15 protein-coding genes and 3 tRNA genes are annotated in these 13,628 nt (G+C 71.8%); 5 read left to right on the forward strand and 13 right to left on the reverse strand.

What is annotated here, in order from left to right; translation table 11 throughout:
• Positions 1-91 precede the first annotated feature (91 nt).
• A tRNA-Trp gene (locus tag ACZ7P3_RS20285) sits at positions 92-164 on the reverse strand.
• A gap of 260 nt (positions 165-424) precedes the next feature.
• Here ACZ7P3_RS20285 and ACZ7P3_RS20290 point away from each other — a divergent pair.
• Positions 425-1,651 carry a pyridoxal phosphate-dependent aminotransferase gene (locus ACZ7P3_RS20290; protein ID WP_472083485.1) on the forward strand — a complete coding sequence of 409 codons (1,227 nt, stop codon included), beginning with the start codon at positions 425-427 and terminating at the stop codon, positions 1,649-1,651.
• A gap of 293 nt (positions 1,652-1,944) precedes the next feature.
• On the forward strand, positions 1,945-2,985 hold the full coding sequence (locus ACZ7P3_RS20295) for an adenosine deaminase (protein WP_472083487.1): 1,041 nt from the start codon (positions 1,945-1,947) through the stop codon (positions 2,983-2,985).
• Here ACZ7P3_RS20295 and ACZ7P3_RS20300 read toward each other — a convergent pair.
• Positions 2,930-3,634, reverse strand: coding sequence for a hypothetical protein (locus ACZ7P3_RS20300; protein ID WP_472083489.1), 705 nt, complete (start codon positions 3,632-3,634; stop codon positions 2,930-2,932). The two genes, ACZ7P3_RS20295 and ACZ7P3_RS20300, sit on opposite strands and share 56 nt — an antisense overlap.
• A gap of 18 nt (positions 3,635-3,652) precedes the next feature.
• On the reverse strand, positions 3,653-4,288 hold the full coding sequence (locus ACZ7P3_RS20305) for a TetR/AcrR family transcriptional regulator (RefSeq protein ID WP_472083491.1): 636 nt from the start codon (positions 4,286-4,288) through the stop codon (positions 3,653-3,655).
• A 106-nt stretch (positions 4,289-4,394) separates the two neighbouring features.
• On the opposite strand from ACZ7P3_RS20305, the gene ACZ7P3_RS20310 reads away from it, so the two are divergent.
• Entirely contained in the window at positions 4,395-5,027 is a 633-nt protein-coding gene (locus ACZ7P3_RS20310) for an NAD(P)-dependent oxidoreductase (protein ID WP_472083493.1), read from the forward strand.
• Positions 5,028-5,037: 10 nt separating this feature from the next.
• Here the strand turns inward: ACZ7P3_RS20310 and ACZ7P3_RS20315 are convergent, their stop codons facing one another.
• From ACZ7P3_RS20315 to ACZ7P3_RS20355, 9 genes are all read right to left on the reverse strand, one after another.
• Positions 5,038-6,150 carry a UDP-N-acetylmuramate dehydrogenase gene (locus tag ACZ7P3_RS20315; protein ID WP_472083494.1) on the reverse strand — a complete coding sequence of 371 codons (1,113 nt, stop codon included), beginning with the start codon at positions 6,148-6,150 and terminating at the stop codon, positions 5,038-5,040.
• Positions 6,151-6,297: 147 nt separating this feature from the next.
• A complete protein-coding gene (locus ACZ7P3_RS20320) occupies positions 6,298-6,678 on the reverse strand; it encodes a DUF3291 domain-containing protein (protein WP_472083496.1) in 381 nt (126 codons plus the stop codon).
• A gap of 32 nt (positions 6,679-6,710) precedes the next feature.
• Positions 6,711-8,147, reverse strand: a complete 1,437-nt coding sequence (locus ACZ7P3_RS20325) for a DHA2 family efflux MFS transporter permease subunit (RefSeq protein WP_472083498.1) — start codon at positions 8,145-8,147, stop codon at positions 6,711-6,713.
• Between the two features lie 168 nt (positions 8,148-8,315).
• Positions 8,316-8,885 carry a TetR/AcrR family transcriptional regulator gene (locus ACZ7P3_RS20330; protein WP_472083500.1) on the reverse strand — a complete coding sequence of 190 codons (570 nt, stop codon included), beginning with the start codon at positions 8,883-8,885 and terminating at the stop codon, positions 8,316-8,318.
• A 123-nt stretch (positions 8,886-9,008) separates the two neighbouring features.
• A complete protein-coding gene (locus ACZ7P3_RS20335) occupies positions 9,009-9,437 on the reverse strand; it encodes a MaoC family dehydratase (RefSeq protein WP_472083502.1) in 429 nt (142 codons plus the stop codon).
• Positions 9,438-9,444: 7 nt separating this feature from the next.
• Positions 9,445-9,897: an FAS1-like dehydratase domain-containing protein gene (locus ACZ7P3_RS20340; RefSeq protein ID WP_472083504.1), complete on the reverse strand. Its 453-nt coding sequence runs from the start codon at positions 9,895-9,897 to the stop codon at positions 9,445-9,447.
• Positions 9,898-10,035: 138 nt separating this feature from the next.
• Positions 10,036-10,200 (reverse strand): 50S ribosomal protein L33, encoded by a 165-nt coding sequence (gene rpmG, locus ACZ7P3_RS20345; protein WP_003948671.1) that lies wholly within the window; start codon positions 10,198-10,200, stop codon positions 10,036-10,038.
• A 90-nt stretch (positions 10,201-10,290) separates the two neighbouring features.
• Positions 10,291-10,363 (reverse strand) — tRNA-Met (locus tag ACZ7P3_RS20350).
• A gap of 45 nt (positions 10,364-10,408) precedes the next feature.
• Positions 10,409-10,481, reverse strand: a tRNA-Thr gene (locus ACZ7P3_RS20355).
• 307 nt (positions 10,482-10,788) lie between these two features.
• Here ACZ7P3_RS20355 and ACZ7P3_RS20360 point away from each other — a divergent pair.
• Positions 10,789-12,057, forward strand: coding sequence for an amidohydrolase family protein (locus ACZ7P3_RS20360; protein WP_472083506.1), 1,269 nt, complete (start codon positions 10,789-10,791; stop codon positions 12,055-12,057).
• Between the two features lie 366 nt (positions 12,058-12,423).
• The gene (locus tag ACZ7P3_RS20365) at positions 12,424-13,080 is read left to right on the forward strand and encodes an SDR family oxidoreductase (protein ID WP_472083508.1); all 657 of its coding nucleotides are present in this window, start codon (positions 12,424-12,426) and stop codon (positions 13,078-13,080) included.
• A 24-nt stretch (positions 13,081-13,104) separates the two neighbouring features.
• On the opposite strand, the gene ACZ7P3_RS20370 is transcribed toward ACZ7P3_RS20365, so the two are convergent.
• The gene (locus ACZ7P3_RS20370) at positions 13,105-13,317 is read right to left on the reverse strand and encodes a hypothetical protein (protein WP_472083510.1); all 213 of its coding nucleotides are present in this window, start codon (positions 13,315-13,317) and stop codon (positions 13,105-13,107) included.
• Positions 13,318-13,628 lie beyond the last annotated feature (311 nt).

The raw sequence follows: 13,628 nt of genomic DNA on the forward strand, positions 1-13,628 counted from the left end.
CCGGGTCGTGGCCGTGCCGCGCCCGGTTTCTGAGCCGCACGGCGGTGCATTGCTGTACGTACATGCGCACACATCCTGGCGGTGTGTGTAGCAGGGCCGGAGGGACTTGAACCCCCAACCGCTGGTTTTGGAGACCAGTGCTCTACCAATTGAGCTACGACCCTTTGTGTGTCCCCCAACGTACCGCATCCGGTCGGGTGCTCGGTGTGCACCGGCTGTACCGCGGCTGCTGAAGGCCAACGAGGTGTGAGTGTACGTGGTCCGCGGCCCGGCGTCGAACAGAAAGTGCCTGACCGGAGTCCCCCGACCGAAGATCGTCCTGGCCGGAGGCCGGATTCGGATACCTGTTCACGTCTCGCCCCCTTGCTGTTCAGTCTGTGAAACCCGTGTGCCGCGGACATTTCCTGTCTGGAACCATGGCCCCATGAGCGCTGCAATCCCTCCCACCGAGCGCCGGGTCTCCGCCCGAGTCGGCGCGATCTCCGAGTCCGCCACCCTCGCCGTGGACGCCAAGGCCAAGGCCCTGAAGGCCGCCGGGCGTCCGGTGATCGGCTTCGGCGCCGGTGAGCCCGACTTCCCGACCCCGGACTACATCGTCGAGGCGGCCATCGAGGCCTGCAAGAACCCGAAGTACCACCGCTACACGCCGGCCGGCGGTCTGCCCGAGCTGAAGGCCGCCATCGCCGCGAAGACGCTGCGCGACTCCGGCTACGAGGTGGACGCCTCCCAGGTCCTCGTCACCAACGGCGGCAAGCAGGCCATCTACGAGGCGTTCGCCGCGATCCTCGACCCGGGCGACGAGGTCATCGTCCCGGCGCCGTACTGGACGACGTACCCGGAGTCGATCCGCCTGGCCGGCGGCGTCCCGGTGGAGGTCGTCGCCGACGAGACCACCGGTTACCGCGTCTCCGTCGAGCAGCTGGAGGCGGCGCGCACCGAGAAGACGAAGGTCGTGCTCTTCGTCTCCCCGTCGAACCCGACCGGCGCGGTCTACAGCGCGGCCGACACCGAGGCGATCGGCCGCTGGGCCGTCGAGCACGGCCTGTGGGTGCTGACCGACGAGATCTACGAGCACCTCGTCTACGGCGACGCGAGGTTCACCTCGCTGCCGGCGATCCTGCCCGAGCTGCGCGACAAGTGCATCGTCGTCAACGGTGTGGCGAAGACCTACGCCATGACCGGCTGGCGGGTCGGCTGGGTCATCGGCCCCAAGGACGTCGTCAAGGCGGCCACCAACCTGCAGTCGCACGCCACGTCGAACGTCTCCAACGTGGCGCAGGTCGCCGCCCTGGCCGCCGTCTCCGGCGACCTGGAGGCCGTGGCGAAGATGCGGGAGGCCTTCGACCGGCGCCGCAGGACCATCGTGCGGATGCTCAACGAGATCGACGGCGTGCTCTGCCCGGAGCCCGAGGGCGCCTTCTACGCCTATCCGTCGGTCAAGGCGCTGCTCGGCAAGGAGATCCGCGGCAGGCGTCCGCAGGACAGCGTCGAGCTGGCCGCGCTGATCCTGGAGGAGGCCGAGGTCGCGGTCGTCCCGGGCGAGGCCTTCGGCACCCCGGGCTACCTGCGGCTGTCGTACGCGCTCGGTGACGAGGATCTCGTCGAGGGCGTGAGCCGGATGCAGAAGCTGCTGGCGGAAGCGCGGGACTGACCGGACCGTCGGTCCGACGGGACCGACGGGACTGGAGAGACCGACAGGGCCGAAGGGCTCGGTGGGTCTGGTGAGCCTGAAAGGCCTGTGGGTCTGGTGAGCCTGAAAGGCTTGGTGGGCCTGAAGGGCTGGGGGTCCGGAGGTCTGACAGGTCCCTTCCGTCTCGGGTTCCGTCTTCACGCGTGTGCACGGGCCGTTTCCCTCCGGGGAAGCGGCCCGTTCGCATGTGCGAGCAAGGCCACGTTCGGAGAAAGAGCTACCGGCGCGGCGGTGACGTGCGGCAGGATCCTGGAATGGAGCGTGTACGTGATCTCTCTGAGCTACCGAAAGCCCATCTGCACCTGCACTTCACCGGCTCGATGCGGCCGGGAACCGTCCTGGAGCTGGCCGACAAGCACGGCGTGCGCCTGCCCGAGACACTGACCGAAGCACTGACCAGTGGCGAGCCGCCGAAACTGCGCGCGACCGACGAGCGGGGCTGGTTCCGCTTCCAGCGGCTGTACGACGCGGCGCGCTCCTGCCTGCGCACGCCCGAGGACATCCAGCGGCTGGTGCGGGAGGCCGCGGAGGAGGACCTCAAGGACGGCTCGCGCTGGCTGGAGATCCAGGTGGACCCGACCTCCTACGCGCCCCGGCTGGGCGGTCTGCTCCCGGCGCTGGAGATCATCCTGGACGCGGTGGACACGGCGGTGCGGGAGACCGGGCTCGGGATGCGCGTCCTGGTCGCCGCGAACCGCATGAAGCACCCGCTGGACGCACGCACGCTGGCCCGGCTGGCGGTGCGGTACGCCGACCGGGGAGTGGTCGGTTTCGGACTGTCCAACGACGAACGGCGGGGCATGGCGCGGGACTTCGACCGGGCCTTCGCCATCGCGCGTGACGGCGGTCTCCTGTCGGCCCCGCACGGCGGCGAGCTGACCGGTCCGGCGTCCGTGCGGGACTGCCTGGACGACCTGCACGCCACCCGGATCGGACACGGCGTGCGGGCGGCGGAGGACCCGCGGCTGCTGAAGCGGCTGGCCGACCGGGGGGTGACCTGCGAGGTGTGCCCGGCGTCGAACGTGGCCCTCGGCGTGTACGAGAAGCCCGAGGACGTCCCGCTGCGCACCCTCTACGAGGCGGGCGTCCCGATGGCGCTCGGCGCGGACGACCCGCTGCTCTTCGGTTCCCGGCTGGCCGCCCAGTACGAGATCGCCCGGCACCACCACGGCTTCACGGACGCGGAGCTGGCGGAACTGGCCCGTCAGTCGATCCGGGGCTCCGCGGCGCCGGAGGGCGTCAGGGCGCGGCTGCTGGCCGGCGTGGACGACTGGCTGGCTCGCCCGGCCGTCTGAAGTGGGCGTAGGGCGGATAGGCCTTGAAGCAGATCAGCACCTCGAGAGGATGCCCGCCGCCGGGCGGCTGGACCAGCGGCAGCCCCGCCATCAGTACCGAGTGGCCTCTGCCGGCGCCCTTCTGGCGCGGTCCCCAGCCTGCCGCGCGGGCGAGGCCGGTGGCGACCTCGGCGAACACGTCCCGCCTGCCGAAGAGGAAGAACGTGCGGGCATGGGTGGCGTGCCGCAGCTCGTCCCGGACGTCCGGCCGCTCCTGGCGCGCCCGCCAGGACCCGGCGTCCCGCGCGGTGCGTGCCTCGTCGGTGCGGACGGTCAGCGGGGTTCCGTGACGTAGCCTGCGGCGCAGTTCGGGCCACTGACTGGGGCGCAGGCCGAGCGTGTGGTGGGCCAGGACGAGGTCGACCCGGTCGCCCACGCCCTCGTCGGGCGGGACGCCGTCGCGCAGCGGTACGTGGACGATCGTGTGCCGGGAGCAGGCGGCGAGGGAGAACAGGCCCGCCAGCCGGTTCAGGCCGTCGTGGTCGCCGTACAGCAGGCCGATGGGGTCGGGGGCGCGCAGCGAGGTGTGGCGCAGGGGATGCCAGGGCTGGACGACCCGGTGCTCGTGCGGCCCTGTCCTGGGCCTGAACTCGCGCAGCCTCAGCCGCATGTGTGCTGCCTCATGGCATCAGGTTCGGGGCCGGCCGCCGTCCTCCGCAACGGAGTTTTCCGCGGCGATCCCGCCCAGCAGGGTCCGGGCGAGCCGGGACGCGAACGCGTCCACGGGCGGTCGTGCGCCGCTCTCGGTGGCCTCGTAGGCGAACACGCGCTGGGCGCAGGCGCCGAGGAGGAGGGAGGCGGCCGCGAAGGTGTCGGCCTCGGCGTGGACGCGGCCGGCGGCCTGCTCGGCGCGCAGATAGGCGTCCAGGCCCTCGATCGGCACGTGCGGGCCGGAACCGATCTTCCGCAGGGCGTCGTCGTGCCGCCGTTTGAGCTGGGTCTCGGCGTACAGGGAGGCGGCGATCGGGAAGCTCTGCTCGTAGAAGAGGGCCGCCTGCCGGGCGATCCCGGTGAGGTTCTCCTCCAGGGTGCCCTGTCCCGGCTCGGCCTCCAGGCTGCTCAGCAGGGGGGTGAGCCGGGGCAGGCGCTCGGTGAGCACCCGGACGAACAGATCCTCCTTGCTGTCGAAGTACTTGTAGAGCGCCGCCTCGGAGCAGCCGGCCGCCCTGGCGATCTCCTTGGTGGTGGCGCGGGCGAGTCCGACGGTGAGCATCAGCTCGTGGGCGGCGTCGAGGATGCGGACACGCGCCGGCTTCGTCTCCATGAAACGTCCAATCGGGCTTGACGGGTGGGTGAGTGTTTACCCACCCTAGAGGACATCGGGGTGAGTAAGTGCTCACCCACCTCAGGGAAACAGGGGGAACCACACCATGAAGCTGACCGTTTTCGGTGCCACCGGAGGGATCGGCCGGGAGATCGTCCGCCAGGCTCTGGACGCAGGTCACGAGGTCACGGCCGTCGTACGGGACCCGGCCCGGCTCACCGTCACCGGCGGGCGGCTGGAGGTCGTGCGCTCCGCACTCGCCGCTCCCGAGGAGCTGCGCTCCGCCGTCAGCGGCCGGGACGCGGTGCTGTCCGGCCTGGGCGCGCGCAGCCGCAAGGACGCCGGGGTGGCCGCCCGGCTCACGCGCACGGTGCTCGGCGCCATGGACGCGGAGGGGATACGGCGGCTGCTCGTGGTCAGTGCCGGTCCGGTCGGACCGGCCTCCGAGAACGACGGCCTCCTGGACCGCGGGATGCGGGGCCTGGTGTCGGCGATCCTCAAGGACGTCTACGACGACCTGCGGGAGATGGAGGCCGAACTGGCGCGCAGCGGCACGGACTGGACGTCCGTACGGCCGCCGCGTCTGCAGGACAAGCCGCTCACCGGCCGCTACCGCACGGTCGTCGGGGGCTTTCCGCGCGGGGGCCGCTTCATCGCCCGCGCGGACGTCGCCCACGCCATGCTGGCGATGGCCGACGACCCGGGGACGGTGAAGCAGGGGGTGGGAGTGGCGTACTGAGCCGGCGCGGCTACAGGCGCACGCCGACCGTCACCGGCTCGTTGACCAGCGTGATCCCGAAGGCGTCGCGGACTCCGGCGACCACCTCGCGGGCCAGGGCCAGCAGGTCCTCGGTGGTCGCTTCGCCCCGGTTGGTGAGCGCGAGGGTGTGCTTCGTGGAGATACGGGCGGGCCCGATGCCGTACCCCTTGGTGAAGCCCGCCTTGTCGATCAGCCACGCGGCCGACGTCTTGGTGTGCCCCTCCCCCACGGGGTACGCGGGCGGCTCGGCCCCGTCGCCGAGCCGCTCCGCCACGCGCGCGCGAAAAGCCGCGAACTGCTCGCCGGTGAGGATCGGGTTGGTGAAGAAGGACCCGGCGGACCAGGTGTCGTGGTCCTCGGGGTCGAGGACCATGCCCTTGCCGGCGCGCAGCTTGAGCACGGTCTCGCGGGCCGCCTCGAGCGGCGCCCTCCCGCCCGGCTCCACACCGAGCGCACGGGCCGCCTCGGCATACCTGACCGGCGCCGACAGCCCGTCCGCGGCCTCCAGCCCGAAGCGGACGCGCAGCACGACATAGCGCTCGGGGTCGACCTTGAAGCGGCTGTGCCGGTACGAGAAGGCGCACTCCTCGTTCGTCAGCGTGACGGTCCGGCCGGCCCTGCGGTCGTACGCGATCACCTCGGTGATCGTCGAGGAGACCTCCTGGCCGTAGGCACCCACGTTCTGGATCGGGGTGGCGCCCGCGGAACCGGGGATCCCGGCCAGGCACTCGATCCCGGCGAGTCCGGCCTCGACGGTGCGGGCCACGGCGTCCGTCCACACCTCACCGGCCGCCAGCTCCAGCGTGGTGCCCTGCAGTTCGACGCCTCGCGTGGCGATGCGCAAGGCGGTGCCGTCGAAGCCCTTGTCGCCGATGACCAGGTTCGACCCGCCGCCGATGATCAGCAGCGGCGTCCCCGTGTCGTCGGCATCACGGACGGCGGCGATCACCTCGGCGTCGGTGGTCGCGGTGACCAGCCGGGTGGCGGGGCCGCCCAGCCGGAACGTGGTCAGCGGGGCGAGGGGGGCGTCGTGGAGTTCCTGCACGCGCTCAAGACTACGAGACGCCGCCGACAGCCCTGCGAGACGGCACGGACGGAGCACGACTCCGCGCGGGGTGGTGCTCCCGCGCGGGGCTCTGCGCGACGGCCCGGACAGCCCGGGCGGCGCCGGGCGTCGGACAGCGGCACGCGCGCGGGGGCCACGAGAGGCCCACGCGCGCGTGCGGGTACGGGTACGGGGGGCGCCGGCTCAGGTCAGGCGCCGACGGACCTCCGGCCAGCTCACCGGCAGTTCATCGCTCGACGTCCGCCAGGTGGTGAACTGCGCGTCCCGCATCTGCGGGGCAAGGCCTCGGGAGGCCGGCGCGTGGGTGCCGGAGCGGGCGAAGGCGTGCAGCGCCTCCGGCGTCTCCCAGGCCGACACGGTCCAGAAGGTCCGCCGGAGAGGCTGTGCCCTCAGGGACGCGCCGTAGGCGCCCGGGGCGTGGCTGACCTGCCGCCACACGCCAGGCGTGCGCACCAGGAACCGGAGGGCGCCCCAGAGGGTGCGGGTCTCGAACCGGGAGGCGAAGACGTGGACCTCGGTGCCGGGCTGCGGGGTGTTCGGCACGGTCCAGGGCAGGGTGGGCATGGCCGTTCTCCGTCCGTTTGGTCGTCGTGCGGTCAGGAGGCCGTGGTCTCGAGGACCGGTGCGGGCCCGGTCGCGCCCGCGGCCCGGACCGTCCGGCGCCGGGACGGGGTCAGCAGGGCCGCGATCCCGGCGAGGGCGACCGCCCCGGAGCCGACGACCAGCGCGGGCCGCAGCCCGTCCACGAAGTGCTGCGCGCTGTCGTAGCCGCCCTGTGCGGAGAAGATCGACGACATGACCGCGATGCCGAGCGCGCCGCCCACCTCACGCAGGGCGTTGTTGGCGCCGGAGGCGATGCCCTGCTCCGCGGGGAGGACGCTGGACATGACCAGGTTGGAGGCCGGTGCGAAGAACAGCGCCATACCGATGCCGCTGACGATCAGGCCGGGCAGCTGGTCCGCGTAGGAGACGTCCGCGGTGACCACGGAGGCCAGGTAGCCGAGGCCGGCGGCCTGCAGGAACAGGCCGGTGGCGACGACCGGGCGGCCGCCGATGCGGTCGGAGAGGATGCCGGCGATCGGCGCGACGAGCATGGGCATGCCGGTCCACGGCAGCATCCTGAGGCCCGCCTCGGTGGGCGAGTAGCCGAGCACGCCCTGCATGTACTGGCTGAGCAGGAAGATGGAGCCGAACATCCCGAGGAACATCAGCATGCTCGCGGCGTTGATCCCGGAGAAGGCGCGGGAGCGGAACAGCCGCATGGGCAGCATGGGGTGCTTCCCGCGGATGCCGTGGTACACGAAACCGGCGAGCAGCGCGGTGCCCGCGAACAGGCCGGTGAGTACGACGGAGCCGGTCCAGCCGTCGACCGGGCCGCGCACCAGCCCGTAGACGATGCCGAAGAGGCCGCCGCTGACCAGCAGGGTGCCGGTCAGGTCGAGCCGGGCACCGGCGCCGTGGGACTCGGCAAGGCGCAGCCGGGCCAGCGGCAGCAGCACGACGCCGAGCGGGACGTTCAGCCAGAAGATCCAGTGCCAGGAGACGTGTTCGGTGAGGCTGCCCCCGATCAGCGGCCCGGAGGCGACCGCGAGCCCATTGACGGCGCCCCAGATGCCGTACGCCATACCGCGCTTGGCGGCGGGCACGGCCGCGGTCAGCAGGGTGAGCGTCAGCGGCATCATCACGGCCGCGCCGACGCCCTGGACCGCGCGGGCGGCGATGAGGGAGCCGATGCCGGGGGCCATGGCCGCGGCGGCGGAGGCGCCCGTGAAGACGGTGAGCCCGGCGAGGAAGAGCCGTCGGCGCCCGAAGCGGTCGCCGAGTGCGGCACCGAACATCAGCAGGACGGCGAAGGTGAGCGTGTAGGCGCTCACCGTCCACTCCAGGTCGTCCAGCGCGCCGCCGAGGTCCTTGCGGATGGAGGGCAGGGCGGTGGTGACGACGAGATTGTCGAGAGCCGCCATGAACCCGGCGACGCTGGTGATGACGAGGGCCCAGACGGCGCCCCCACGACGTGCGGTCTGTTGTGACATCGCTCCCCCAGAGCATGACCGTGATCGATGGTTAGTAATTGATGACTAACTTTCGCGCCCATGAAGAACGCGGAACTGGAACGCAACAGCAGCAAGCAGGTTGGGAACGCGGACCAAGAACGCACCTGAAGGGGAGGCCGGAAAGAAGCAGGACCCCGCCCCCGGTACTCACTCCTCCGCGCGGTCGTCGATCGGCGCCGACGGCTGGAGCCCCTCCCAGACCCGGTGCTCCGGAGGGAATCCCATGGCCAGAAGGCAGTTGATGAGCATCCCCTGCGCCATGAAGGTCGTCGTCCCGTCGACGTCGGCACCCAGCGACACGCGCACGGTGTCCCACAGGCGCATCCACCCGGCCCGGACGATCTCTCCGAACTCGCGCTCGCCGGCCTCCTCCGCGGCGGCCACCGCGACGTACATCTGCATCTGCATCATCAGCCGCTCGGGCTGCTCCGCAATGACCTTGGTGTACGCGTCCCCCATGGCCTGCAGCGCCTCTTTGCCCTCGAGGCCCTCGGCGGCCTCCTCGAAGGTGCGGATGGTGTCCTCCACACAGCGCTCGGCCGCGGCCAGGAAGATCGCCTTCTTGCCCGGGAAGAGCCGGAAGAGATACGGCTGCGAGACGCCGACCCGCTTGGCGATCGCCTCGGTGGACGTGCCGTGGTAGCCGCCCCGCGCGAACTCGCTCGTCGCCGCGCGGATGACGCTCTCGCGCCGCTCTTCTGCGCTCATCCTGACCATGAGACGTAAGTTAGTACTCAATCACTAACTTAGTCAAGGGAGGGTCGGCCGGCGACGGAACGCCCGCCCTGCGCGTAAGGGGCGCCCGGCCATGGCCGAACGCCCCTTACCGCTCATGCCCGTTCAGGCCAGTCGGACGACCGCGCGGGACATGCCCAGCACCTTCTGCCCGCCGCTCTTCGCGGTCAGGTCCACGCGCACCGTGCTGTCGTCGAGCTTGGCCGCGACCTTGCCGCTGACCTCGATCTCCGCACCCGCGTCGTCGTTCGGGACGACGACCGGCCTGGTGAAGCGGACGCCGTACTCGACGATCGCACCCGGGTCGCCGGTCCAGTCGGTGACCACGCGGATCGCCTCGGCCATGGTGAACATGCCGTGCGCGATGACGTCCGGCAGGCCCACCTCCTTGGCGAACTTCTCGTTCCAGTGGATCGGGTTGAAGTCCCCGGAGGCGCCCGCGTACCGCACCAGGGTGTCGCGGGTCACCGGGAAGGTCTGGACCGGCAGCTCGGTGCCGACCTCGACGTCGTCGTACGCGATCTTCGCCGTCATCGCTTCCTCAGGCCTCCTCGGCCGCGCGGGCCACGAGCTTGGTCCAGGCGGTCACGACGTGCTCGCCCGCCTCGTCGTGCACCTCGCCGCGGATGTCCAGGATGTCGTTGCCCGCCATCGACTTGACCGCCTCGATGGTGGACGTCACCGTGAGCCGGTCGCCCGCGCGCACCGGGCGGCTGTAGACGAACTTCTGGTCGCCGTGCACCACGCGGTTGTAGTCGAGGCCGAGCTGCGGGTCCCGGACGACCTGTCCGGCGTCCCGGAAGGTGATGGAGAACACGAAGGTCGGCGGGGCGATCACGTCGGGGTGACCGAACGCCTTTGCGGCCTCCGGATCGGTGTAGACGGGATTGCTCTCCCCGACCGCCTCGGCGAACTCACGGATCTTCTCCCGGCCCACCTCATAGGGCGCGGTGGGCGGGTAGGTCCGCCCCACGAAGGACTGGTCGAGCGCCATGGCCCGGCACCTCCTGGTCTCGGCTGGTCTCGGCGACGTGTCTGCTCTCAGCAGCGCTTCTGCTCTCAGCAGCGGGTGGAACGAAACGACGTGAGGCCGCCCCCGACAAGCGGGGACGGCCTCACGTACGAGCCTGTTTTATCGCGTTTCGCGGTGCGCAGTGTGCGCGTTGCAACGCGGGCAGTGCTTCTTCATCTCAAGACGATCCGGGTTGTTACGCCGGTTCTTCTTGGTGATGTAGTTCCGCTCCTTGCACTCCACGCAGGCCAGCGTGATCTTCGGGCGGACGTCGGTGGCAGCCACGTGAGTGCTCCTAAGACGAACGGATGGACTAATTCAACGCAAGAAAGAGTAGCCGATCGAAGGACCGACCCCGCAATCGGCTACTGTCAGTAGCGGTGACCGGACTTGAACCGGTGACACAGCGATTATGAGCCGCTTGCTCTACCGACTGAGCTACACCGCTTTGATGAGATCGGCCCCGCCTTGCGACGGGGACCTCTCACACCAGAGCCCCAAAACGGAATCGAACCGTTGACCTTCTCCTTACCATGGAGACGCTCTGCCGACTGAGCTATTGGGGCGAGCGATGAAGACATTACACGGTCCGCCGCCGTTCACCCAAATCCGTATCCGGGCACCGGTCGCAGGCTCCTTCCCGCCCCTCCCGGCAGTCCCGCGGGCCCCGCGCGATGCGCCCACGCGCGCGTGGGCGACGCGGGCAGGCGTCCTCCGCGGGCGGACCACACCGGTACGACTATTGCGCTCCTCCGCGTCCTGCACGGCTCCCCACCCTAGGCTCGACCCACTCTGCGTGATCTTGAGTCCGTAGCCGCCTCGAGCCCCTCACGCGGCCCTGCCCCGAGCCCCCGGCCCGACCCCTGGAGTCCGATGCCCGACAGCCAGCCGCAGCCGCCCCCCTCGTCGTCGAACCCGTCGGGGTCCACCGGACAGCCCGACCCGGCCCCGCTGCTGCTGTGCGGGGCGCGGCTCACCGACGGCCGGACCGTGGACGTACGGCTGGGCGGCGGGCGCATCGAGGCGGTCGGCACGGCGGGCAGCCTGACACCGGGTCCGGCCCGGGCGGGCGCCACGCGCGTGGACCTCAGCGGCTACCTCCTCCTGCCGGCTCCCGCCGAACCGCACGCCCACGGCGACACCGCGCTGTCCGCCGAGTACCCGGGGCCGGTCTCGTACACCCCCGAGGACGTCCAGCGCAGGGCCACCGAGGCGGCCCTGCTCCAGCTCGGGCACGGTGCGACGGCGGCACGCGCGCACGTGCGCGTGGGCGACGTCCAGGGCCTGGGCGCGCTCGGCGCCGTGCTGCACGCCCGCCGCTCCCTTCGGGGGCTCGCGGAACTGACCACGGTGGCCATGCCCCGGCTGCTGACCGGGGCGGCAGGGGCCGACGGGCTCGCCATACTGCGGGACGCGGTGAAGATGGGCGCCTCCGTGGTGGGCGGCTGCCCGGACCTGGACCCGGATCCGACGGGCTACGTGGAGGCCGTCCTGGAGGTGGCCTCCGAGCACGGCTGCCCGGTGGACCTGCACACGGACGCAGCCGACCCGGCGCGGCTTTCCCGGCTCTCGGCCATGGCGGGCGGCCTGCGCCCCGGCGTCGCCATCGGCCCGTGCACCGGCCTCGCGCGCCTGCCCGCCGAAGCCGTCTCCCGGCTCGCGGACCAGCTCGCGGCAGCCGGCGTGACGGTGGTGTGCCTGCCCCAGGGCGGCTGCGGCAGCGCCGAACGACGCGGTACGGCCCCGGTACGGCTGCTGCGCGCGGCCGGGGTGCGGGTGGCGGCCGGCAGCGGTGCCCTGCGGGACGTCTCGAACCCCGTCGGCCGCGGTGACCCCCTGGAGGCGGCCTATCTCCTGGCCTCCGCCCACGGCCTGCGCCCCGAGGACGCGTACGACACGGTGAGCGCCTCGGCCCGCACGGCCCTCGGCCTCCCCGAGGTGCGCGTGGAGGCCGGCTTCCCCGCCGAACTCCTCGCCGTACGCGGCGACCGCCTGGCCGGCGTCCTCTCCCTGGCCTACAGCCGCATCGTGGTGCACCGGGGGCGCGTGGTGGCCCGGACGAGCGCGGTCCGCGAGTACTGCAACTCAGCGGCAGCGGCGGAACTGGGGCTGCCCCGGCAGGGGCGGGGAGAACTGTCGTAACGACGGCACACGGACCGGGCCACGGGGCCTGGAGCGCGCGGCCGGGGCTCAATGGTCGTGAGACGCGGCCGGTAGCGCGGTCGGGGCGCACGGGCCGGGAGACGCGGCCGGGGCGCACGCGGTCGGGGCGTACAGGCCGAGAGACGCGGTCGTGGCGCACGGCCCTGGGACAGGGTCGGTGGCGTGTGACCGGAACTCTCAACCGGGCGTACGGCCGGGACACACCGCTCGGGAGCGCACATCCGGCACCCCACGTCATCCCACTCCACCCGCACCGCCCCACGCCCCCTCCCTCACTTCCCTCGCTCCCCCAACCGCCCTGAAGTCGTACGGCGGATGCGGCTCTTCGGGCGTACGGTCGGAATCATGCGCATTGTCATCGCTGGTGGTCATGGTCAGATCGCGTTGCGGCTGGAGCGGCTGCTCTCCGCGCGCGGGGACGAGGTCGCGGGGATCATCCGCAGGGCCGAACAGGGCGACGAGCTGAGGGCGGCCGGCGCCGAACCGATCCTGCTCGACCTGGAGTCCGCCTCGGTGGAGGACGTCACGGCACACCTGCAGGGCGCGGACGCCGCAGTCTTCGCGGCAGGTGCGGGCCCGGGCAGCGGCACGGCCCGTAAGGACACGGTGGACAGGGCCACGGCGGTCCTGTTCGCGGACGCGGCCGTCCGCGCGGGCGTACGCCGTTTCGTCGTGGTCTCCTCGATGGGTGCGAACCCCGCGCACCAGGGCGACGGCGTCTTCGACGCGTATCTGCGCGCCAAGGGCGAGGCCGACGCGCACGTCACCCGCCAGGAGGCGCTCGACTGGACGATCCTGCGGCCCGGCGCCCTGACGGACGAGCCGGGCACGGGCCTGGTCCGCCTGGAGGCACACACCGGGCGCGGCCCGATCCCCCGGGACGACGTGGCGGCCGTGCTGGCGGAGCTGGTGGACACCTCGGCGACGGCCGGCCTGACGCTGGAGCTGATCAGCGGCTCGGCGCCGGTGTCGGTCGCCGTGAAGTCGGTCGCGGGGAACTGAGCCCGGCCGCCGTCCGTTCACCCGTCAGAAGAGAGGCAGCTGCCCGGGGAAGTCCGGCACGGCGTACCCGTCCAACGACGGCTGGACCGCCCCGAGTTGCGCCTGTCGCCGAGACCCTGCGCAGGAGACGAGTTCCCCGATCTCGCGGGCTCCGGGCGGGTCGTGCCGCGCGAAGCGCCCCGCGACGACGGCGATTTCGCGGCGGCACACGGGACAGGTTCTGCGACGGGAGGACATGCCGTCAGTGTGCCCCGCGCGGGACACAGCCGATCCGTGGCCGGATCCGGCGACTCACCATTCGCGGATACGCTGCGGCACAAGATCATGCACGCCGGGTACGGTGCCTGGCGATCCAAGCGCGCGGTGACGAGCCACCACCTCCACGCCGGCTGCACGACCTCACCGGAGCACACCGTCGCCGGCTGCTCCCCCTTCCGACTCGGGTGGTACCTGTGGGAAAGCTGAACACGCTGACAACGGCACTGGCCCTGGCCGCTCTTGCCGCCCTCGCCGCCGGCTGCGGCAGCGGCTCTGACGACGCATCGAAA

This window comes from Streptomyces sp. NPDC107581 (genome assembly GCF_055657175.1).

Coding starts and splice junctions, on each gene's coding strand:
- ACZ7P3_RS20290 (WP_472083485.1), top strand. CDS start 425: ATGAGCGCTGCAATCCCTCCCACCGAGCGCCGGGTCTCCGCCCGAGTC.
- ACZ7P3_RS20295 (WP_472083487.1), top strand. CDS start 1,945: ATGGAGCGTGTACGTGATCTCTCTGAGCTACCGAAAGCCCATCTGCAC.
- ACZ7P3_RS20335 (WP_472083502.1), bottom strand. CDS start 9,437: ATGACGGCGAAGATCGCGTACGACGACGTCGAGGTCGGCACCGAGCTG.
- ACZ7P3_RS20370 (WP_472083510.1), bottom strand. CDS start 13,317: ATGTCCTCCCGTCGCAGAACCTGTCCCGTGTGCCGCCGCGAAATCGCC.
- ACZ7P3_RS20310 (WP_472083493.1), top strand. CDS start 4,395: ATGAAGCTGACCGTTTTCGGTGCCACCGGAGGGATCGGCCGGGAGATC.
- ACZ7P3_RS20320 (WP_472083496.1), bottom strand. CDS start 6,678: ATGCCCACCCTGCCCTGGACCGTGCCGAACACCCCGCAGCCCGGCACC.
- ACZ7P3_RS20340 (WP_472083504.1), bottom strand. CDS start 9,897: ATGGCGCTCGACCAGTCCTTCGTGGGGCGGACCTACCCGCCCACCGCG.
- ACZ7P3_RS20300 (WP_472083489.1), bottom strand. CDS start 3,634: ATGCGGCTGAGGCTGCGCGAGTTCAGGCCCAGGACAGGGCCGCACGAG.
- ACZ7P3_RS20330 (WP_472083500.1), bottom strand. CDS start 8,885: ATGGTCAGGATGAGCGCAGAAGAGCGGCGCGAGAGCGTCATCCGCGCG.
- ACZ7P3_RS20325 (WP_472083498.1), bottom strand. CDS start 8,147: ATGTCACAACAGACCGCACGTCGTGGGGGCGCCGTCTGGGCCCTCGTC.
- ACZ7P3_RS20365 (WP_472083508.1), top strand. CDS start 12,424: ATGCGCATTGTCATCGCTGGTGGTCATGGTCAGATCGCGTTGCGGCTG.
- ACZ7P3_RS20305 (WP_472083491.1), bottom strand. CDS start 4,288: ATGGAGACGAAGCCGGCGCGTGTCCGCATCCTCGACGCCGCCCACGAG.
- ACZ7P3_RS20360 (WP_472083506.1), top strand. CDS start 10,789: ATGCCCGACAGCCAGCCGCAGCCGCCCCCCTCGTCGTCGAACCCGTCG.